This window comes from Pseudomonas sp. Pf153, assembly GCF_001269775.1.
GTDB classification, from domain to species: Bacteria; Pseudomonadota; Gammaproteobacteria; order Pseudomonadales; family Pseudomonadaceae; genus Aquipseudomonas; species Aquipseudomonas uvaldensis.
Genome location: NZ_LHVL01000006.1, coordinates 456953 through 478806, shown reverse-complemented (window position 1 = coordinate 478806; position 21854 = coordinate 456953). Strand labels below are relative to the sequence as shown.

The 21854-nt window shown below is 59.2% G+C and carries 12 protein-coding genes; 4 read left to right on the top strand and 8 right to left on the bottom strand.

The features are described 5' to 3' along the window. Positions 1–39 precede the first annotated feature (39 nt). Positions 40–4572 (bottom strand): neuraminidase-like domain-containing protein, encoded by a 4533-nt coding sequence (locus AD666_RS03000; protein WP_053147394.1) that lies wholly within the window; start codon positions 4570–4572, stop codon positions 40–42. Positions 4573–4692: 120 nt separating this feature from the next. Continuing rightward, on the bottom strand, positions 4693–9543 hold the full coding sequence (locus AD666_RS02995; protein WP_172679581.1) for a Tc toxin subunit A: 4851 nt from the start codon (positions 9541–9543) through the stop codon (positions 4693–4695). Positions 9544–9779: 236 nt separating this feature from the next. On the opposite strand from AD666_RS02995, the gene AD666_RS02990 reads away from it, so the two are divergent. Continuing rightward, the gene (locus AD666_RS02990) at positions 9780–13250 is read left to right on the top strand and encodes a PAS domain-containing hybrid sensor histidine kinase/response regulator (protein ID WP_053147390.1); all 3471 of its coding nucleotides are present in this window, start codon (positions 9780–9782) and stop codon (positions 13248–13250) included. 52 nt (positions 13251–13302) lie between these two features. Here AD666_RS02990 and rmuC read toward each other — a convergent pair whose 3' ends face one another. Further along, positions 13303–14688, bottom strand: a complete 1386-nt coding sequence (gene rmuC / locus AD666_RS02985; protein WP_172679587.1) for a DNA recombination protein RmuC — start codon at positions 14686–14688, stop codon at positions 13303–13305. A 188-nt stretch (positions 14689–14876) separates the two neighbouring features. After that, a complete protein-coding gene (locus tag AD666_RS02980) occupies positions 14877–15200 on the bottom strand; it encodes a sel1 repeat family protein (protein ID WP_082339649.1) in 324 nt (107 codons plus the stop codon). Between the two features lie 925 nt (positions 15201–16125). Between AD666_RS02980 and AD666_RS02975 the strand changes: the two genes are divergently transcribed. The 3 genes from AD666_RS02975 to AD666_RS02965 all read left to right on the top strand — a co-directional run bounded on the left by AD666_RS02975 (position 16126) and on the right by AD666_RS02965 (position 18538). Then, positions 16126–16350: a hypothetical protein gene (locus AD666_RS02975; protein WP_053147385.1), complete on the top strand. Its 225-nt coding sequence runs from the start codon at positions 16126–16128 to the stop codon at positions 16348–16350. A gap of 275 nt (positions 16351–16625) precedes the next feature. Then, positions 16626–17108 (top strand): hypothetical protein, encoded by a 483-nt coding sequence (locus AD666_RS02970; RefSeq protein ID WP_053147383.1) that lies wholly within the window; start codon positions 16626–16628, stop codon positions 17106–17108. Between the two features lie 143 nt (positions 17109–17251). Further along, on the top strand, positions 17252–18538 hold the full coding sequence (locus AD666_RS02965) for an OmpP1/FadL family transporter (protein ID WP_053147381.1): 1287 nt from the start codon (positions 17252–17254) through the stop codon (positions 18536–18538). Between the two features lie 88 nt (positions 18539–18626). Here AD666_RS02965 and AD666_RS02960 read toward each other — a convergent pair whose 3' ends face one another. The 4 genes from AD666_RS02960 to AD666_RS02945 all read right to left on the bottom strand — a co-directional run bounded on the left by AD666_RS02960 (position 18627) and on the right by AD666_RS02945 (position 21853). After that, positions 18627–19193, bottom strand: coding sequence for a glutathione peroxidase (locus AD666_RS02960; protein ID WP_053147379.1), 567 nt, complete (start codon positions 19191–19193; stop codon positions 18627–18629). Positions 19194–19375: 182 nt separating this feature from the next. After that, the gene (locus AD666_RS02955) at positions 19376–20584 is read right to left on the bottom strand and encodes an MFS transporter (protein WP_053147377.1); all 1209 of its coding nucleotides are present in this window, start codon (positions 20582–20584) and stop codon (positions 19376–19378) included. 51 nt (positions 20585–20635) lie between these two features. Then, positions 20636–21040 (bottom strand): MarR family winged helix-turn-helix transcriptional regulator, encoded by a 405-nt coding sequence (locus AD666_RS02950; protein ID WP_053147375.1) that lies wholly within the window; start codon positions 21038–21040, stop codon positions 20636–20638. Positions 21041–21121: 81 nt separating this feature from the next. Further along, positions 21122–21853 (bottom strand): adenosylcobinamide-GDP ribazoletransferase, encoded by a 732-nt coding sequence (locus tag AD666_RS02945; protein ID WP_053147374.1) that lies wholly within the window; start codon positions 21851–21853, stop codon positions 21122–21124. Position 21854: the final 1 nt, after the last annotated feature.

Below are 21854 nucleotides of genomic sequence, written 5' to 3'. Positions count from 1 at the left end.
TGCGGGCCAATATTCACGAGGCTTGCTCGATATCTCGTCCTACTGGCGAAACCCTGCCTCATTCAAAAGCCCTTCGATCTTTTCGGCGAAATCCCTACCGCCATCGAGAGCGGTATATTCCACTTCAATGATGATGTCGGTCAGTGATGCCAGAAGCTCCTCTTGCATGCCAGGGCGAGTCCGTGGAATAGCTATCTGCCATGAGGAGATCGCGCCGGTTCGTTCAAAAGACGCGTAGCGGTCTTCGTCGAAGGCAAAACGCGAGCCGGTGCCGTCATCGTCGAGTCCGTCGGACACAGCGATTTGCGGCTGTGAACGCAGGTTGTAGCGCACATAGGTGGTATCGGCATCGGCATGCCGTGGATCGTAGAGATGGCGAGCACCACCCAGATCGGGTTTGATCAGCAATTTGCTGGAGATCTGCGTGAGGGTCATGCTGACCATTTCATAGGGGCCGAGCACCGCCGGGAGCGTGACCGATACACGCCGGATCTGACGCAGGTAATGGCCGGGGTAGTCGCTGTCGTAGAAGCGGCTATCAAGGTTGAAGTCCAGTTTTCCAGTGCTCTGAAGCGTCTGAATTTTATCGGACCACGCCTCAGGTTCGAAGTAATCGCGCAGTGACACCATTTTCCTGATCGTCAGGCGCCGTTCGTAGCGATGGACAAAAGCCGACTCCATGCGCAGCAGGCCAAGCGTCAGCGTCTCGCCGGCCGTGAAGCCGTGATGGCTGTCGACCCATGCGCCGGGCAGGATAAAGTGGGTTTCATAATCGCCGATTTCATATTGCCAACAGGCCTGTACGGACAAACACAGGGCGGTCACCGCATCGTAGGTCTGGAAATAGAGCGTTGCCATCTTGCTTTGCATCCAGCGATAGAGCGAGGCCCGAGAGGTGCGGGTCTGGGTGAGAAACGTATACATCTCCCTGGCTTGTTCAATGGCGCGAACCTGCTGATTGAGCGAGATCACCGAGGCCTTGATCTGGATTGCCTGGGCTTTGAGTTGCTCTTGCAGGGCCTCGCGCTCGGCAATAGCCGCCTTGTGTTGGAACTTCCACTCTTCACGCAGACGTTGTTGCGAACCGTAACGCTCACGGAGATTGGCCCAGTACGATTCACTTTGAGTGTAGGTACTCGCTGCTGCCGCAACGGTATGAAACGGAGCACTCCACTTCATACCGCCAGCTGCCAATCCGAAAACATTGGCGAAGAAATCCGCCGCGATTCCTGTGGTGGTAAAGGACCCTCCCGTTATTGCACCTGTTTTAGCGCGTTTCAGATTTTCGACCGCCTCGATTTCATACTTGTTGAGATCCTTCTGGATCAATCCGTCGTAATAGGTTTCCCGCTCGGCGATCGCTTGCTGGGTGGACTCGAGGGCGTCCCATGTCGCTTCGCTATGACGCATCAGCTCGACCTGCAACTCACGGCTGAAGTCCCCCATCTCGATAAGATGTTCTTGTTGCAGAGTTTCCTGCTCGCAACGATCCGCCTGTTCGATGTATTGCCGGAGCTGATCACCAAACCTGCAAAGGGTCTGCACCGCTTGTTGCGCACGGGGCAGGATGGCCATGAAGCGATAAGGCGGAACGATCGGCGGTGTCAGGATGTCCCGCAGGTTGAGGCCGCCACCACCTGCCTGGGCCCGCATCAGGTCCTTGGGGTTGATGGGCGTGTCATAAAGCGGCAGGTCGATGGGCTTGCCGTCGAGGGTCAGATAGTGGCGCAGGTTGTGCAGGCGTGCTTCCAAAGTCTCCCAGACATCCAGCAGGTCCCGGTTGATTTCAGGCCGAAAATCCGGGTGGTCCAGCAGCGGCGCCAACGGTGCATGGCCGGATGTCAACGGCAGATTGATCAGCGTATCGACCGATAGCAACGGGGCGAGCGCATCGAAACACTCGAGGTTTCGAGCGCCTTCCAGTTCACTGAGTGTCTTTGGCGTCCAGTTGGAGGCCCCGCGCATGTCAGGGGCCGGCCCCATCATGCGCGCGGCCCTTAGGTAGAGCATTTTGGCTTCGGTCAGGCTATCGCGGGTCAGTTGTCTATAGAGCCAATCCCCCCATTCGATCAGGGTTTCGACATAATCGCGAAAGATCCGTTTACGGTAGTGGACCGGGTTGCTGTAGGCGATGGCATCCGGGTCGGCGGGAGAGGCCACTTCGAAGCTTGGATCGCCCTCCATCAGCAACGGGCGCGAGCGCCAATAGGCGGTGGTTTCTACCCGTCCCGGATTGATCCTGGCAGACGGGTCGAAGAGATAGTGCAACCACCCCAACGCATCCTCGTAGCTCATTTCGCGGCGCAACCGTACCGCGATCAGATGCGGAAGATGGAAGAATATTTCCCAGAAGTAGCGCCCGTTCGCCCCATGGAAATCGAGAAATTCCGGCTTGTTCGACCCTGGACGCGGCGGTTCTTCGGTGTGCTGACTGTCCCAGGAGAGCAAATTTTCGATGGAGAGCGCCGCCCGCTCCACCAGTTCGCGACCGAATGTCGTGTTCAGGCGGATGGCCTCGACGGCTCGCGTCGCCTCGAACTCCCTGCCAAAATCGAGAAACTGACCGGCCTGGCCCTGAGCATTCTCGGGGCCAGGGACGATCTTCGGCCCGTCGACCCGCGGCGCCGTCAACAGAACCTCGAACTCCTGATAGCCCTTGCTCCAAGTATCGCCTGAATACTCCCCCAACCCGACGGCAACAATTTGGGGGTTTCCCGTCAGGGGGACCGTTTTGAAGAGCCCCGCACCGCCGTTGAATCGGAACAGCGGCAAATTACCGATAGGCGCCTTTTCTGCCCCAACCCAAATGGGCAGCACAAAGGGAGCCGGAACAACTGAACGATGCGAAACGGTGGGATTTATTACAAACGTAGACTGTCCATCGACCGTAACCCTCAGCCAAGTACCATGCGTTTTCCATTCGGTATCTGACAGTCGCGCTATATATCGAAATGTATCTTTATAACGTCCAGCCGCATCAAATGCCGGAATAAACTGTCGAAATATCGCGGATTCATCCAGAGATACATCAAGCGTTTCTCCAATCCCCCCGTCGTCTTTCAAAAAATCTAATCGGCATGAATTGGGCTTATAGATTCCCCCTTTAAAACTAATGACCACGGCATAACCGGTTGTGCCGCTTTCAACGTTTGTAAAACGAAGGGGGATAAATTCAATATTAAAAAAATAAAGCGCCGCCGAAGTAGCCGGATTAACACGCACGGAAGCAGTCCCCAGCCATAGCTCATAAGCAGGAATGGTGCTACTCACGGTGACGAAGAGGGAATGCCACAGATTACTTGCCCTAAGTTCCAAATAGCGCGTGTATTCTGGCTGATCTGCGGAGTCCTTTGGCCGAATGGAGGCGACGGCCCAGCCTTTGTAGTCAGTCGTTTCGCCCAGCAGCGGCATGCGCCTTTGTAGATAAGATCGATCATTATAGGTTTCGAGCAGATCACGAATGTGTTGCTGTTCCCCCTCTGCGAGATCGACACGGTTCAGTAACTCATCCCACGCGTAATAGCACGTTGTGCTTTCGCCATCGAAGGTCGACAGGATGACGCCGAGTACCATCTGCTTCGCTTCTTTGGTAATTCCGCTATCGCTAACGATCGCCAGAAGACGATTGCGTCCATCTTCGGCGCGTGCGCGCCGATAGCGCTTGCCGGAGGCGACGCTGTTGCGCTCGAGCATGACCGTGTCAACGGTAAAGGGCGGAGACCATGTGCCCCCCAAACTGCGATAGGAGAAGCGAATATCGAATATGTCCCAGTTAAGTCCCTCACTCCCGCCGATCTCATTGAGGGACGACCTGCTCACCCAGAACACATAAAGCCGGTTGCCAAAGAAGGTCAGGCGAACATTCGTTGCATCGCCAATCCCTGCCTCGATGGGTTCCCATTCACTCCAGGCACTGGGGGGAACGCGCGTTTGCCCCTCGCCGAGTACGATGGCAACCTTGCGCCAATAATATTTGTTATCGGCGCGTTTGCGCCCGAGAAGATAATAGTCAGCCTGATAAACAGTTGAATCGGACAGAACAAAAGGCCCATCGATATAACCGTTGAGTACATCGATATCGGCCACATCTTCGAATTTTTCGAGATAAGAGAGGACGGAGGATTGTGCACGCTCAGTATTGAGGCGCCCTTGCGCAAGATCCCCTTCCAGTTGTTCATAAAACTGTGTTTTGACAATACGTAGTTCTGGATCGATATAGTTTTCCGGATAACTTTGCAGTTTCTCCACGCCAGCCCAGATCGCATAACGGCTTTCCCATTGGCGCCAGGTCTCGACTTCCCGATCATCGAAATCCTGCCCGAAACCTGGCTCGTCACCGGAGTAGATGCCGTGGATATAGCGCTGCAAGCTGGCGATCATCTCGCCCACGGCGGATGTTTTCGGCGCCGTGCCGACATGGTGATCGAACAGGTGATACGCATCGAGATCAGCGACACTTGCCAGCACGTTCGTATCGCCGTCCCGGGCCGCCACGGCGCCCAAATAACATTCAAGAAGCGCTTCTTGGCGCTGCTTGCTCAAGACTTCGAGTTTCGTCGTAAGATCGGTCATGACCACGCCTCTTGGAAGTTCATTCCTGATGGCAGATTCCTTTATGCGGCCCCGACATCGGCGCGCAGGAATCGATGTGCGTCTGAAATACGTAAAAAACGGTTGCAGTGACAGGGAGGCTCAACGTCGCGGTCGTCGGGACGATGGCTCCTCCGATTGGATTTTCGTTCGCAGGATCTGGCTGTACCGGGTGCCTTGCAGTGTCGCGCCAATCGAAAATACCGCCCTGGGATCCGGCAGTTGCCTGCACTCGATCTGCCAGCTCAAGCGTCCGCCCTCGGGAAGTCGACGCATCTGCAAGAAACTCGGATTGGCCACCAGCCCTTGGCCGACCGGGTTGACGCCACTCCAGGTCAGGGCAATCTCGCGTCCCGTCGTATCACTGGAATCGGACTTGTCCTCAAGGATCAATGTGTATTTCTTGCCGACGATGAATGTCAGCGAGTCCTGCTCATCCTCGCTCGCCGCCTGCCCGAGCGGCGCCAAGAAGAACCGCCAATCCGGCTCTGCCAGGACATTCACCGTGAAGGTCACTGCCTGCCCCGAGGGGGCATCCAGTGTGGCCGACAGGGTATATTCTCCAGCCCGATCAATCGGCACGGCAAAAGCCGTCATGCCTTCGGCATCGGTCCGCGTCTCTTTCCCGCTCCCGCCGCCGTCCATGCCCCATTGCACGGGGTACTCACCAACCCCCTGAAACACCGCAGCGGAGTCTGCCCCCACCTCGGCTTCCACCCGTACCCGCACATGCACCACCTCACCGGCCAACGCAATCGCCGACACGTTGGCCGGTGACGCCGCGACGAGCCTCGGCACGGGCAGAATGATCATGACCTGTTCGAAAAACTCTGCTCTCTCATCCCCTGCCTGTGAAGGCAACAGAGTCGCGCGGACCGTCATGGCGCCTTCCTTCAGCACGGAGGAAGGCAACTCGAGAACCGCGTATCCGTCAACATCAGAAGCAACCGGCTCGCCCGGTTCATAGTTCGACTCATCAGCGAATTGCACGCTCCAGTCGATTTGTTCTCCTGGCTTGCCCGTACCGCTCAGTGAGAGAACGCGGCAAGCGATTGTGACGTCCAGCCCCAGTACATTCGGGCCCTTGAAGCGCAGCCTGTAGCTGCTGTTATCGATAAAGGGCGCATCGATGAAGCGAAACGCCGCAAACCCTTCAAGCTCCAGACCTTCGCCAAGGCTTGCCCGGACCTTCGTCATCCCCTCCTCGTTACTGAACAACTGAGCACGGGCGACCCCGTTTTCATCGGCAACCGTCGTGTCCTTCTTGAACTGGCCTGGCCCCTCGATCACGCTCCAGCGCACACGCCTGCTGCGCCCCCAGTTCCCATAACCGTCCCGCAAGACGACGGACAATTCAAAAGACTCACGACGACCGGCCAATTTAGGCGCAATGTCCTCATCCGGTTTCGGCTGACGCAGGCCCAGCGTTTCTTCGTCGCAGTCAATGGTCACCGTGGGCATGGCAATGCGCTGATCGAGCCCGATGGTTGCAAAAACCGTTGCAATGCCCATCTCGGCGCTTGATGTCAGGATGACCTCGACCACCCCGTCCGCATCCGTGTGCGAGATATCCGTATCCAAGGTCCCGGGGCCTGCCAGCGACCAACGTACGCGGATATTGACCAGCGGTTTTCCACTCAAATCCCGCACCAGCAGGCGATACACCGCCTGCGCCTTTTCCGGGGCCAAGCTCAGCGCGTTGGCCACCAGGCGCGTCTGGTCGACGGAAGCCTCGCTCGTTGCCGCCTGGCCGACCTCGGGAACACTGCCGGAACCGCCCTGTTGCAACCGACCGGCGTAGAGACTGCCGAGGGCGTATTGCACGGCGCTGCGATAGTCTTCCGTATTGGCGGACACCGGCAATCCGCCCAGTTCATGCAAGGCTAGAATGCTGAGTTGGCTCGTACGGGCCATTTCCAGCATTCGGATAAAGCCATTGAATTGGCTCAGCTGGGTAATCACCCCCGTCGGTGCAATAAAACGTGCGGCCTCCAGCACTTCGCGCGCGCTGACGCCCAACATCTCCGCGACCTTGACAGCGGCCGCATCCTGCATCAGGCGGGCATAATCCTCGCTCTCGGCGATAAGATCAGGATCGAAGGCCTGGGGATCGTTGACCAGGGACAAGTAGTCCATCAATGCCGATGGTGAAGCTTGCATCCGCGACGTGACATCGCGATAGGTTTGCAGGTGATACAGCGTGGTCAGCGCAATCGCGCCGGTTGCATCCAGGCCTGGCGCAAATCCGAATGAATCGGGGGCGTCGGGCCGACCTTCCAATTGCCGCTTGCTGGCCGCATGGCGGCTCAGCATTTCGCCATCCAACTCGAACTGACGAACCACATCGGCCAGGCGATGCAAGCTCCCCAACTTCTGGAGCATGATGTCGACATTGCTCCAATCTTCAAAGTCGTCCTCGTCCACGAGGAACGCGACCGGATGCCCGGCCGCGGCTCGAAAATGCCGCGCAACCGGATCGGAGGGGCTCAAGAACTGCAGGGCCATCGAGCGCAACGACTCAGCGGGGGTCACCACGCCCTCTGTCTCCCACACCCAACGCAAAATATCGTAGACGCTCTGATCAGCCCACTCGATGAGAGGCAGGACAAGGTCGGACGAAATAGCCAGGTAGGTGGCCAGATGCTCTTCGACCAGGGCCCGCTGCGAAGCCCGCATCCGGAGAATGACTGCAGTCACGGATTCCACCACCGTATTTTTAAGCGTGTCCGCCTCACCCTGGTCGTCCACGTGGATTGAATCCCCTTGGGCGATCCTCTCCACCACATCGGCAACGATGTTGCGAACGCTCACCGCGTAATCCGTGTCCGAGCCCGAGACGCCGTCAAGTACAATGCCCTGGGCATCGATAACGTCCGTCAGCAGTGCAACCCAATCAATGCCGACGGCTGTCGCCACGGTATTCAACGCTGGAGGAACACCGGCTTGCTCCAGGACTTCATGGGTGATGCGAAGACTCCCCAGCATGGTATGTAAACTGGCGACCAATTGCCGTTCACTGTCACTGGCCACGGGAACGGTCGTGTTTGAGCGCATGGCCCGCACAAACCACGCCAGATCGATGCCTTTTTCCCGGCACCAGCGCACGCAATCGACAACCGCCATCAACGCCGCGGAAAAGTCCGTTGCCCCCAGCGTGGGTAGCGCGTCCACCGAAGGGACGCCAGCAATCTGCTTCAAGACCGGCCCCGATTGACCAAGCGTCTGCACAAGCCCGATCAGCACCGTCGGCGGAACTTCCAAGTAGCGGGCGATACTGACAATGCGATAGAAGGAAGACAAAATCTCCAGGTTGCGTCTGAGTTCCGGCGGGTCATAGCTATTGGCGACAACACGCGCCATGTAGGTGAACTCGGACGTATCCAGGCCAAGGCTCGCACAAATCGCCTGGACGGTTTCCCGCCCGTGTTCATCCGTGTTGTCTTCGATCCGTGCGCTGAATGGCGAATTGTCCAGGACCAGGGGCTCCCCCAAAAGCCCATGCTTGACAAAAATGCGGTCATATTGGGCAACCGTCTCTCCAGCGCCAAAAATCGATACCTTATCGAGCCAGGCGGCAAAATCCTCCGCGGTCACCGCATAGCGCTGCCGCATTTCACAGAAAACCCCAAGGGCTTTCAGCGTATTGCGCGTGATTTGTGGCGCTCCATTTTTTTTCTCGGCGTGATGGGCGGCGACAATCAGCTGATCCATCTCTCTAAAAGAGGTCCCAAGCCATCGACTGAGCCGGATAAGCCGATGGATCCGGTCCGCACGTTCATCCGTCAGATTGACAAGCTGGACGGGTGGATCGACCGGGACGGCTTCCGTGTCCCTGACCTGTCGAAAGGTGTGCGGGTCATGCATTGCCAGCAGGTCAATAGCGGGGTGCTGCGCCCCATTGATGTAAACCGCGCCAAACTCATGGGGACCGGGCTCTTGAAGGGAAACCGCCGCCGCAGAGGCATATCTGGACAAAACCGGTGCGTCTTCCCTGACGGCAAACAACCCGGGAAGCGCGTCCCGCGTTATCCCGGTGCGCGTACAGAATTCCGCGCTGTCCTCTAAAGCCGCCCTGGCATAGACCCGATAGGTCGTCCAGTAAAAGTTCGCCAGCTCCTCTTCGTTTCCTGGCCGGGCGCCGTTGAAAAGCGCTTCCAAGAGAAGTTCCCGGCGCGCCGGGCCGACTGGCAAGCTCAGAAGGAACGTATCGTCGCCGCGATCGGTCTGCATGCCCGAAAAGGCAAAATAATGAAACTCGGGGTCAGTTGCGCGCGCCAGTTCACCAAAAACTGAAACGGACGAGTCAAAAAGCGACAAGATCACGCCAAGCTGCTCAACCCAATGCTCGTACGGCATGGTCAGCGGATAACGCGCGCTCGCAAGGACCCTGTCCGCCTCGACAGTATCGGGATCCGATATCCGCGCAGCGTTGAGAAGCGACGCTTCCAGAATGTTCATCGACAGCGATAACACCGTACATTCCTGGGTCATCGCCGCCGAATCAATGAGCTGAGTGGCGATATCCGGCCGACGAGCCTCCAAACGAAAACGGTACTCCTCGTCGCCGGCGCTCTCCAGGGCAAGTGCCTTTTTGTAAAGGCTGACGAGATAGGCCACGGGAGACGTTCTCGCCTCAATGGCATTCGGGCGTGCCATGTTCGACCAGTCTTCGTCGAACTCCAGGTCATAACGAGGCCCATCCGTCAGCGAGGCAAAACCGCGGCGCACATCGTAGCTCTGGCGATCCGCCCCTCGAAGCTCGCGCTCGCGATACTGGCGCGTCATCCATATCGCCGCGCTCACTGCACGCTCGTGCAGTTCCCGCGCCGGCCCGATGCGCAAGCCCTGCTCAACCCATCGCTCAGGATGTTCTCGCGCAAGCTCCAGAATAGAACCGGCCTGCGCGACAATGGCATCAACTGTTTCGCTTTCGCCGGGATTCAATTGCGACATCAGGGTAGTCGCCCACTGGGTCCGGGAGGCTGAAGACGAGCGACGATCCGGTGCCATTGAAAGTTCTCCGAAGAAAGACCCCCACTACCTTGAAGTGAATAGAACACAGCTTTTTTTGCTCAACAACTGTAGGAACTGACAGTGCCCCGACCTTGGTCGACACTGACGAACCCGAGCGGGCATGCGAGACTGTCCTGCCGGGCCCAGGTCCCGGTGTTCTTCGTTCGGGAGTTTCCATGTCGCTGTCCAGCGGGCTGATTGCCGTTGTTGCCCTGGCCTATATGGCCATCATGTTCGCCATCGCCTTCTACGGCGACCGGCGCAGTACGCCGTTGCCCCCCCGGGTCCGGGCCTGGGTCTACAGCCTGTCGCTGGCGGTTTACTGCACCAGTTGGACCTTCTTTGGCGCGGTGGGCCAGGCCGCCGAGCAGCTCTGGTCGTTCCTGCCGATCTATCTCGGGCCGATTCTGTTGCTGGTGCTGGCGCCCTGGGTCTTGCAGAAGATGGTGATGATCAGCAAGCAGGAGAACATTACCTCCATCGCCGACTTCATCGCCGCCCGCTACGGCAAATCCCAATCCCTGGCCATCGTGATCGCCCTGATCTGCCTGGTCGGCGTGCTGCCCTACATTGCCTTGCAGCTCAAGGGCATCGTGCTGGGGGTGAACCTGCTGATCGGCGCCGGCGCCGACGCCATGGGCACCCGCGCCCAGGACACCGCATTGATCGTCTCGCTGATCCTGGCGTTGTTCACCATCGTGTTCGGGACCCGCAACCTGGACGCCACCGAGCACCACCGCGGCATGGTGCTGGCGATTGCGTTCGAATCCCTGGTCAAGCTGCTCGCCTTCCTCGCGGTGGGCGCTTTCGTGACGTTTGGCCTTTACGACGGCTTCGACGACCTGTTCAGCCAGGCGATGCTCGCGCCGCGGCTGGAGGAGTACTGGAAGGAAACCATCAACTGGCCGTCCATGGTGGTGCAGACCGGCGTGGCGATGATGGCGATCATCTGTTTGCCACGGCAATTCCACGTGACCGTGGTCGAGAACATCGAACCCCAGGACCTGCGTCTGGCCAAATGGGTATTCCCCGCCTACCTGGCCCTGGCCGCCCTGTTCGTGGTGCCCATCGCTCTCGCCGGGCAAATGATGCTGCCCAGCTCGGTATTGCCGGATTCGTTCGTCATCAGCCTGCCCCTGGCCCAGGCCCATCCGTCGCTGGCAGTGCTGGCGTTCATCGGCGGCGCCTCGGCCGCCACCGGCATGGTGATCGTGGCAAGTGTCGCGCTCTCCACCATGGTGTCCAACGACATGCTGCTGCCCTGGCTGCTACGGCACAACAATGCCGAACGGCCGTTCGAAGTATTCCGCCAGTGGATGCTCTCGGTTCGCCGGGTCAGCATCGTGGTAATCCTGTTGCTGGCCTATGTCAGCTACCGGTTGCTGGGCTCGACAGCAAGCCTGGCGACCATCGGCCAGATCGCCTTCGCCGCCGTGACTCAGCTGGCGCCCGCCATGCTGGGGGCGTTGTATTGGAAGCAGGCCAACCGCCGCGGGGTGTTCGCCGGCCTCGCCGCTGGGATCTTCCTGTGGTTCTACACGTTGGTGTTACCGATTGCGGCCCATAGCCTGGGCTGGTCGCTGAACAGCTTTCCTGGGCTGGCCTGGCTGCATGGCAATCCGCTGAGCCTGCCCATCAGCCCACTGACTCAAGGCGTTGTGCTGTCCCTGGCGGGCAACTTCAGTCTGTTCGCCTGGGTTTCCGTATTGTCACGCACGCGGGTGTCGGAGCACTGGCAGGCCGGACGGTTCATCGGCCAAGAGATCAGCGCTCGACCCAACGCCCGTTCGATGCTGGCGGTGCAGATCGAAGACCTGCTGCAACTGGCGGCCCGCTTCGTCGGCGAGGAGCGGGCGCGCCAGAGCTTCATCCGCTTTGCTTATCGCCAGGGCAAGGGATTCAACCCGAACCAGAATGCCGACAGCGAATGGATCGCCCACACCGAACGCCTGCTGGCGGGTGTACTGGGGGCTTCGTCCACCCGGGCCGTGGTAAAGGCCGCGATCGAAGGCCGGGAGATGCAACTCGAAGATGTCGTGCGCATCGCGGACGAAGCGTCGGAGGTGCTGCAATTCAACCGAGCCCTTCTGCAAGGCGCCATCGAGAACATCACCCAGGGCATCAGCGTGGTGGACCAGTCCCTGAGGCTGGTGGCCTGGAATCGCCGCTACCTGGAACTGTTCAACTATCCGGACGGCTTGATCAGTGTCGGCCGGCCGATTGCTGACATCATCCGCTATAACGCTGAACGCGGTCTCTGCGGACCGGGCGAGGCAGAGGTCCACGTCGCCCGAAGACTGCACTGGATGCGCCAGGGCCGGGCCCACACATCCGAACGCTTGTTCCCCAACGGTCGGGTGATCGAGCTGATCGGCAACCCGATGCCCGGCGGCGGTTTCGTCATGAGTTTCACTGACATCACCGCCTTCCGCGAAGCCGAGCACGCCCTGACCGCGGCCAACGAAGGACTGGAACAACGTGTGGCCGAACGGACCCGGGAATTGTCTCAACTGAACCTGGCCCTGACCGAAGCCAAGAGTACGGCCGAAGCGGCCTATCAGTCCAAGACCCGCTTCCTGGCCGCCGTCAGTCATGACTTGATGCAACCCCTCAACGCCGCTCGCCTGTTTTCCGCCGCCCTGTCCCATCAGCACGAAAGCCTGCCGAGCGAAGCCCGGCAACTCGTACAGCACCTCGACAGCTCACTGCGCTCGGCCGAAGACCTGATCACCGACCTGCTGGACATTTCCCGCCTGGAAAACGGCAAGATCAATCCCGACCGCCAGCCGTTCGCACTGAACGAGCTGTTCGATATCCTCGGTGCCGAATTCACGGTACTGGCCCGGGAACAGGGCCTGAAGTTCCGGGTACGCGGTTCTCGTCTGCGGGTCGACAGCGACATCAAATTGCTGCGTCGCGTCCTGCAGAACTTCCTGACCAACGCCTTCCGCTATGCCAAGGGGCCGGTGCTGCTGGGGGCGCGTCGGCGTAATGGCGAATTGTGCCTGGAGGTCTGGGATCGCGGCCCCGGCATCGCCGAAGACAAGCAACAAGTCATCTTCGAAGAATTCAAACGATTGGACAGCCATCAGACCCGGGCCGAAAAAGGCCTCGGCCTGGGCCTGGCGATTGCAGACGGGCTATGCCGGGTACTGGGTCATACGTTGCGCGTGCGCTCCTGGCCGGGACGCGGCAGCGTGTTCAGTGTCAGCGTACCGTTGGCCCGCACGCAGACCGCCGCGCCCAGCACCGTCGTCGAACCCAACGGCCTCTTGGCAAACGGAGCCCAGGTGCTGTGTGTCGATAACGAAGACAGCATCCTGATCGGCATGAACAGCCTGCTGACGCGCTGGGGTTGTCAGGTCCGGACAGCGCGTAACCGTGATGAATGCGAGCGCTGGCTGGCCCAGGGCGGGCGGCCACAACTGGCCCTGGTGGATTTCCATCTGGACGATGGCGAAACCGGTACTGAGTTGATGGCCTGGCTGCGTACACGCATGGGGGAACCGGTGCCTGGAGTGGTGATCAGTGCCGATGGTCGGCCGGAAACCGTGGCCCAGGTGCACGCCGCGGGCCTCGATTACCTGGCCAAACCGGTGAAGCCGGCGGCGCTGAGGGCCTTGTTGAGTCGGCATTTGCCGTTGTAGGCGCAGGGGTTTCCGGCCGGACACCGAGCCTGTGGCGAGCCCAAGGGTTTGATCAATCCTGGGCTTTTGCGGTTTCTTCCGACAACTCACGCAACCCATCCCCATCGGCCATCGCCCGTTCGAGCAGTTCAGTGGGCAGGCTCTTGCTGGCCCTGGCGCCGAGCAGTTTGAGCTGTTCGCTACGACTGATCAGGTTGCCACGCCCTTCCGTCAGTTTATTGCGCGCCGCACTGTAGGCCTTGTCCAGCTGCTGCAAGCGGCTTCCGATTTCGTCCAGATCCTGGATGAACAGTACGAACTTGTCGTACAGCCACCCTGCCCGCTCGGCGATTTCCCTGGCGTTCTGACTCTGGCGCTCCTGCTTCCAAAGACTGTCGATCACCCGCAACGTCGCCAGCAGCGTGGTGGGACTGACGATCACGATGTTGCGGTCGAACGCTTCCTGGAACAGGTTCGGCTCGGCTTGCAAGGCAGCAGAAAATGCGGCTTCGATCGGCACGAACAGCAGGACGAAATCCAGGCTGTGCAAACCGTCCAGCCGCTTGTAATCCTTGCCGGCCAAGCCCTTGACGTGGGCCCGCAATGACGCAACGTGTTGCTTGAGCGCATGCAGGGCAATGGCATCGTCGTCGGCGCCCACATACTGTTGATAAGCCGTGAGACTGACCTTGGAATCGACCACCACCTGTTTGTCGCCAGGCAGATAAATCAGTACATCAGGCTGGAATCGTTCGCCGTCCGGCCCCTTCAGGCTGACCTGCGTCTGGTATTCACGGCCTTTCTCCAGACCCGCGTGTTCGAGCACCCGCTCCAGGATCAACTCGCCCCAGTTCCCCTGGGTCTTCTGGCCCTTGAGCGCTCGGGTGAGGTTGGTGGCTTCCTCGCTCAGGCGCAGGTTCAATTGCTGCAGACGCTCCAGCTCCTTGCCCAGGGAAAACCGCTCCCGTGCCTCGGCCTGATAGCTTTCTTCAACGCGTTTCTCGAAGGACTGGATGCGCTCTTTCAGCGGATCGAGCAACTGCCCCAAGCGCTGATGACTGGTTTCGGCGAAGCGCTGCTCACGTTCGTCGAAGATTTTCCCTGCCAGCTCCGCGAATTGCGCACGCAGTTCGTCTCGCGAGCCTTGCAGGTCGTCCAAGCGCTGCTGATGGCTTTCCTGTTGCTCGCGCAACTCGGCCTGCAGGGACGCCGCCTGGGCGTCCAGACGACGCAATTCCGCTTCCTTGCCGGCACGTTCCAGGTTCCAGGCGTGAGCCGCGTCCCGGGCGTTGTCGCGCTCGATTTGCAGCAACTCGACCTCGCGGCGGGCAGCAGCAAGTTCTGCTTGCCTTACGGCATTGGCCTGGCTCAGGTCGCTGATTTCATCACGGCAGGCGTCGAGCTGGGCGTTCAGGCCATCATGAGCCATATGGGCCATGGCCAGGCGCTCTTCCAGCAACGCCAATTCCGTCTGCGCGGCACCGGCCTGGCGCTGCAGGTGCCAGGCCAATGCGAGCAGCGGCACCGCTGCGCCTGCCAGGCCAAACAACAGGCTGGTCAAATCCATAGCCATGACAAATCCTGCCGGTCGAATAAAGCCCGAAGGTTAACCAAGCCGCTGTGGGTTGCCCAGTCGCGTCTACGATTTCATCCTTCTATTTCAGTCAGGGCCTGTTGTGCACGAGCGTCCCCGGCCCGGGCGGCCTGGCGCAACAAATCCTGGCCGATACGCCGGTCCCGGGCGTTACCGCACTCACGACACATCAATTGCCCCAGGCGACTTTGCGCGGCCACCACGCCATCACGGGCCGGCTGCTTGAGCAAGCGCCCGGCAAGGTGTTTGACGCTGGGGCTTGTGCCAAGCCGTGGACTGTCGAGCAACCACTCGGCGACTCGCATCGATATACGCTTGGGAGAGGTAACACCACAGGGTGTGGAGGTAACAGCAGGTGATACTGAGCGAAACTTCATAAAGCACTGTGGGACAGATCGGAAGGCGCGCCACTCTACTCCTTTTTTCGTGTGGGTAAAGTCGAAAAAAACCGGCACGCCCGTCCTAGAGCAAGTGCTTGGGACAATCCACAGAAGCTGTGGATAACTCAGTGGACAACCCCCCCTTAATGGGTCGTAAGCCCTGTAGGACGGGGCCTGCGCTCAAACTGACGATTTTTTCACCAGTAAAAAAAACCGATGTTTTTCATTGACTTAAATTTTGGATACAGGCAGCCACCCGGGATTGTTTCGACGTGACAGTCACATGACAGCTGTCGCCACGAGTGTGCACAAGTAACATCGAAAAGGTTATATCGCTGCTTTTTTTTGGTGCGTTTGCATACGCGCCACGGTCGCAAAGCGCTCGCCTTCTATCGTGCGAACCTGGTGCCTGTGTCCCAAAGAACAGGGTCAAGCGCCCCAGATGTCGCCGGTTGGAGATTTCTTGATCAACAGTCTTCCTTTTTGCGGATTGATTCGTTACTATCCGCGCCGTTAGTACCAAGCTGAAAATCAATTCCGGGTCAAACGCTTCGCATACGGTCGCCAGCCCCAAGGGCAGCCTACCGATGGAAGAGACCGGACCCCTCGATGGTTTCCAGGTAAGATTCGCAACCGCACGGCCTTTGATCGATTACAAAGGTGTCGCCAGGTTCCTTACTCTGACCGAACCAGCCTGTAAATTGATCAGGATCTTCACCCTGGGCCCAGAACCTCTGCCCTTGATGTGTCGCCTGCCCTCCTAAGTACCTACCTGCCGGCCCAAGCGCGCACCTTTTACAGCGCTCGAACTGGCTGCTTTGTTCCAGTCGGGTTCTTCGTTCGACCAATGGTGGTCGACGTTACTGGAACGTTTTAACGTTGCACGGTTCTTAACCGTGTCATTTGTAGGAACACCCATAACATGTCGACTCAAATCCAGACACAGGATGCCATCCGCACCCTCACCAACGCCTTCGCTCCAATGAACTGCCTGATCCTGGCCGCTCGCAAAGGCTGTTTCAGCTTCACGCTGGTCAACGAACATGGCATCGCCCGTCACAGCGAGCGCCTTTATCCAGACCAATACTCCAGCGCAGAACCACTGCAGGCTGTGATCGAGCGTACTCGTCAGGCCTTGGTTGCCTGAGGCGCCAGCGAGCTGAAAGAGAACGCCCCGCCCTGAAAAAGCGGGGCTTTTTATTGCCTGGAAATGGGGCAGGAAAGCGAAGCGGCTTAAGCACCAAGGGGTATAAGGTTTATAACCCTTTGCTGAAGATGTTTTAAAAACAGTCCTTTACAGCGGGAATATCACACTACACTTCAAGTCAAGCGGCATGATCCGCTTCCGGCGGAGCCTGAACCGACCCACCGCTGCCAAGCCCACACCTTCAGGCTTCGCCCCTTTCACGTTTCGAGGGTTTTATGGGTATCGCTGCCAGCGAACTGTGTCGATATGTGATCCGCCCCACGCTCCTCTACCTGGGGAGCCACAGTGCCACGGCGGAATCCCTCTTGTTGGGAATCGCCGCCAGCCAATCCGCCTTGGGTTCTGCCCTGCATGACCGTCGCGGGCATGGTTTGTACCGCATTCCCGAACCTCGCCATCGTGCTCTCTGGGATCATTACCTGGCGCGGGATCCGGAACGCGCTAGCCTGGTACGTGGTCTTGCCAGCCAGCATGCTTTTCTCAGCGGCCCCCACCTCGAATTGACCGTCAACCTTCGCTACGCCACCGCCATCGCATGGCTATTGGTGGAAGAACAAAACACTCCACTTCCGGAAGCCGACGATCTGCTGGGTATGGCGCGGATCTGGCGTCATACCTTTCATCCCCAAGGGCGCCTGAGGGATTTCACGTGCGCCTGGCAAAAATGTGTGTGCCCTTTGAATCAGGTCGCTTGCTGAACGGGAATTGTAAAGTTCCGGTGTTGGTAGCGATTTTGGTCGGATTGTCCTACAAAACCGCTCTAAATCAAGCAATACAGGCTATAGCGCTTGACCGAAAATGTTGGTAGTTTTTGCCCCGGTGATCACCTGGAGTTCTAACAATGAAAAAAATGATGCTCAAAACCACCCTTGGCCTTGCCGTTACCTTGGCATCCACTCAGCTCTTCGCCAGTGGTTTCGCCTTGAACGAACAAAGCATCAGTGGCATGGGCACTGGCTTCGCAGGTCGTTCCTCTTCTGCCGATGATGCAAGTACCGTGTTCGGCAACCCTGCCGGCATGTCGCGCCTCAAGCGCCAGCAAGTGACTGGCGGTTTTGCCGCTATCGACGCTTCCACCGATATCAACGATACCAGCGGTACCCGTTCCGGCACCAACAAAGGCGACATGGTCCCGCTCACCGGTGTTCCTATGGGCTATTACGTCAAGCCTATCGATGACCAATGGACCTTCGGCCTGGGCGTTTATGCGCCATTTGGCCTGATCACTGACTATGAAAGCAGCTTCCAGGGTCAAAACTTCGGCAGCAAAAGCGAAGTAAAAGTCGTTACCTTCCAGCCGACAGTCAGCTATGCCTTCAACGACAAGGTATCGATTGGTTTCGGTCCGACTATCAACCGTATTTCCGGTAAGTTGGAATCAACTTTGAATTTGCCTTTGGGCGCTCCGCTCAATGGCGATAACAATGTCACCATCAAGGGCGATGACATTGGCTATGGCTACAATATCGGCCTGTTGGTCCAGGCGACCGACACTACTCGTGTCGGCCTGACCTACCACTCCAAAGTCAAGTACAAGCTCGAAGGTCATACTGAAGTCAACCCAGGCGCTGGCATTCCTGGCGTAATCCTGAGCGGCGCGAAGTATGACGCTTCGCTGGACATCACCACGCCTGAATCGGTGGACTTTTCGGTCACCCAGCAAATCAATGATGCCTGGACCGTTTATGCGGGCAGCACATGGACTCGCTGGAGCCGCCTGAAAGACATTACCGTGCAAAACGACGGTACTGAAACTGGCGGCGGTTTGGTGAACCCTCAACTCGGCACCATTACCGAAGAACAGAACTGGCACGACACCTGGGCCTACGCCATCGGTACCTCCTACCAGTTGAACAAACAGTGGGTGCTGCGTACCGGCCTGACCTTCGACCAGTCGCCTACCAACAATACCGACCGCTCGCCACGTATCCCTACCGGTGACCGGACCATCTTCAGCCTGGGTGCCGGCTGGAGCCCGACCGAAGACCTGACTATCGACGTGGCTTATTCCTACCTCAAGGAAGAAAAAGTCAGCGTCAACCGTACCAACGCGCTAGGCCAGGCCTATAGCGCGGAGTATGAAAACAGCGCAAACGGTTTTGGTGTTGGCGCAACCTACCGCTTCTGATGATCCACGGCGCGCCTGAACCGCTCGCCGGCCGAAACGAAAAAAGCCCCGCGCTCTGCAAAGAGGCGGGGCTTTTTCGTGCCTGGATTCAGGGCTTGGATTCCTGAGGCTTGGAGGCGATGGCCGTCTCTACCGCCTTGATGAACTCCGGATCGTCAGGCTTGATCCGACTGGAGAAACTGCCGACCACCTTGCCCTGGCGGTCCACGACATACTTATAGAAATTCCATTTCGGCGCCCCGGACTGTTCGGCCAAGTGCTTGAACAACGGGATGGCGTCAGCACCGCGCACCGGTTGTGGCTCGGTCATGGTGAAGGTCACTCCGTAGTTGACGTAGCAGACCTTGGCCGTCTCGGCACCGTCCTTGGACTCCTGCTTGAAATCATTGGACGGCACGCCCAGCACCTGCAGCCCTTCGCTCTTGTAGCGTTGGTTCAGCGCTTCGAGGCCTTTGAACTGCGGCGCGAACCCGCAAAAGCTGGCGGTGTTGACCACTACCAGCGGCTTGCCGGCGAAGCGCTGGCACAAATCGATGGTTTCCTTGGCCCGCAGCTTGGGCAGCGAACCCTCCAGCAACGGCGGGCAATCGGCGGCCCAGACTTGCCCCGTTGCAGCCAGCAACAGGGCGGGAACAGCAAGCCAGCGCATCAGCATGGCGGATGTCCTTGAAGACAAGTCAGGCCATGACGTTACTCCGCTGCACCCCGTGCCGTCCATCATTCAGCAGTTACCCATGCCCAGTTGCATCAAGGCCAGCCCGCCCTGATGCCAGCCCCACCAGGCGAACGCGAGCAGCAGGCCGGCGCCCGCGGCAATCAACCAAGGGCCGACGCGACTCACGCTGCACCCGCCTGTACTTGCAGGCGCGCTACCGGACGCTCGCTCACTGGCCAGTTCAGCGCCGCCGCCATCAGGCTGAGCAGGATCGACACCTGCCAGATCAGGTCGTAGCTGCCGGTGTGGTCATACACCACGCCGCCCAGCCAACCGCCCAGGAACGACCCCAATTGGTGGAACAGGAATACGATCCCACCGAGCATGGAAAGATTTCGCACACCAAACAACGTCGCTACCGTACCGTTGGTCAACGGCACCGTAGACAGCCACAGCAAGCCCATCGCCATGCCGAACAGGTAGGCCGTGGTAGTGGTCACCGGCAGCCACAAGAACAAACCAATGACCACCGCCCGCAACAGGTACAAGCCGGTCAGCAGCCGGGGCTTGGACAGGCGCCCGCCCAGCCAGCCTGCGGTGTAGGTGCCGAATATATTGAACAGCCCGACCAACGCCAGCACGGTGGTCCCGACACTGGCCGGCAGATGCTGGTCCACCAGGTACGCGGGCAAATGCACGCCGATGAAGACCACCTGGAAACCGCAGACAAAAAAGCCGATCGCCAGCAGCCAGAACCCGGAATGGCTGCATGCTTCGCGCAATGCTTCGGACAAGGTCTGCTCGTGGCCGGCAAGCGGCGCGGGCGAGTCCTTGAGCATGCTCACCAGGGGCACAATGAACGCCACCAGCAAGCCCAGCGCCAACAGCGCGGCGGACCAGCCCAGCCAGCCGATCAACCCCAGGGTACCGGGCAACATGGCGAACTGGCCGAAAGACCCGGCGGCGCTGGCGATGCCCATCCCCATGCTGCGTTTTTCCGGCGGAACGGCACGGCCGACCACCCCCAGGATCACCGAAAACGACGTGCCGGACAGGCCGAGCCCGATTAGCAGGCCCGCGCTCAACGACAACGACCAGGCAGAATCCGACAACCCCATGAACACCAGACCGAGGGCATAGAGTACGCCACCGATCAACACCACCTTGGCCGCGCCGAAGCGGTCAGCCAGGGCACCGGTGAAGGGTTGAGCCAGGCCCCAGATCAGGTTTTGCAAGGCAATGGCGAAAGCGAACACTTCGCGACCCCAGCCGAACTCGGCGCTCATGGGCGCGAGGAACAGTCCGAAGCCATGCCTCACCCCCAGGGACAGCGCAAGGATCAGCGCACTGCCCACCAGGACCCAACCACAGGTTCGCCACATCGATGTCATTTTATTCTCCAGTCGCGGGTATATACCCACTTATCAGCGAACGAACCGGCATCACGCCAGTTCATCCAGCAAGGCCAGCAAGGTTTCGCGCTTTTCGGCGCCCAGCTTATCGATCAGTTTCTGTTGCGCCGCTTCCCAAGCCGGCTGCGCAGCCTCCAGCCTGGCATGCCCGGCGTCGGTCAATACAACGATGCGGTTGCGCAGGTCTTCGCCCTCGGCGAGGCTGACCAACCCCTCGCCTTCCAGCACCCGCAGATTACGCCCCAGAGTGCTGCGGTCCAGGCCCATGGCCTCGGCCAGGGAGGAAATGCTCGGCTGGTCCAGGCGCGCCAGGTTATTCAGCAGCGAATACTGGGCAACGTTGATCCCGAAGCCATCGAGGGCGCCGTCGTAGTACTTGCTGACGCCCCGGGCGGCACGACGCAGGTTGATGCACAAACATTGGGAAGGAAGCATGATGCGTGTATATACCCGTGAATAGATGAATGCAAATTTAAATGGATTATTTTGGCAAAGTATCCGGCCAGGCAACCAGGCTCAGATCAACGCCAAACCCACCAACACCGCCATTTCAAGCAGCTCCAGCAAGGCCCCGGCCGTATCGCCGGTGCATCCGCCCAAACGACGCAACATCATGTGCCGCAGGCCAACGAACACCCCCGACGCAATGATCAGTGCCGCCGCCCCCGTCCAACCCGCCACTAGAACGCAACCCAGGGCACCGACGAATACCACCTGCCACCCCGCAGACCGTGGCAAGTGGTCCGCGAGCGCCTGCCCCAACCCGCCAGCCCGTACGTAAGGTGTGGTCAGAAACAAGCCCAGCAACGCGCCGCGCCCCAACAGAGGCACGATGACCAACACCAGGGCCTGACCTTGCTCGATCAATGCCAACAGCGCCGCGAATTTGAGCAGCAGCACCAACACCAGTGCAATGACGGCGATCGGGCCGCTGCGGGGATCTTTCATGATCAGCAACGTGCGCTCACGATCGCCAAAGCCGCCGAGCCAGGCATCCGCGCTGTCGGCCAGGCCATCGAGGTGCAGACCGCCGCTGAGCAACACCCACGCCGTCAACAACAGCGCCCCGTGAAGCAACGGTGGCGCGCCCGCCAGCAGGATGTTCAGGCCCCACAGTACAACACCGAACAACAGTCCCACCAACGGATAGAACAGCAACGAACGACCAAGCTGCGCGGGCTCGGGCATGCCGGACAGACGAACCGGCAAGCTGCTGAGAAACTGCAAGGCGATCCAGAACGCCAACATC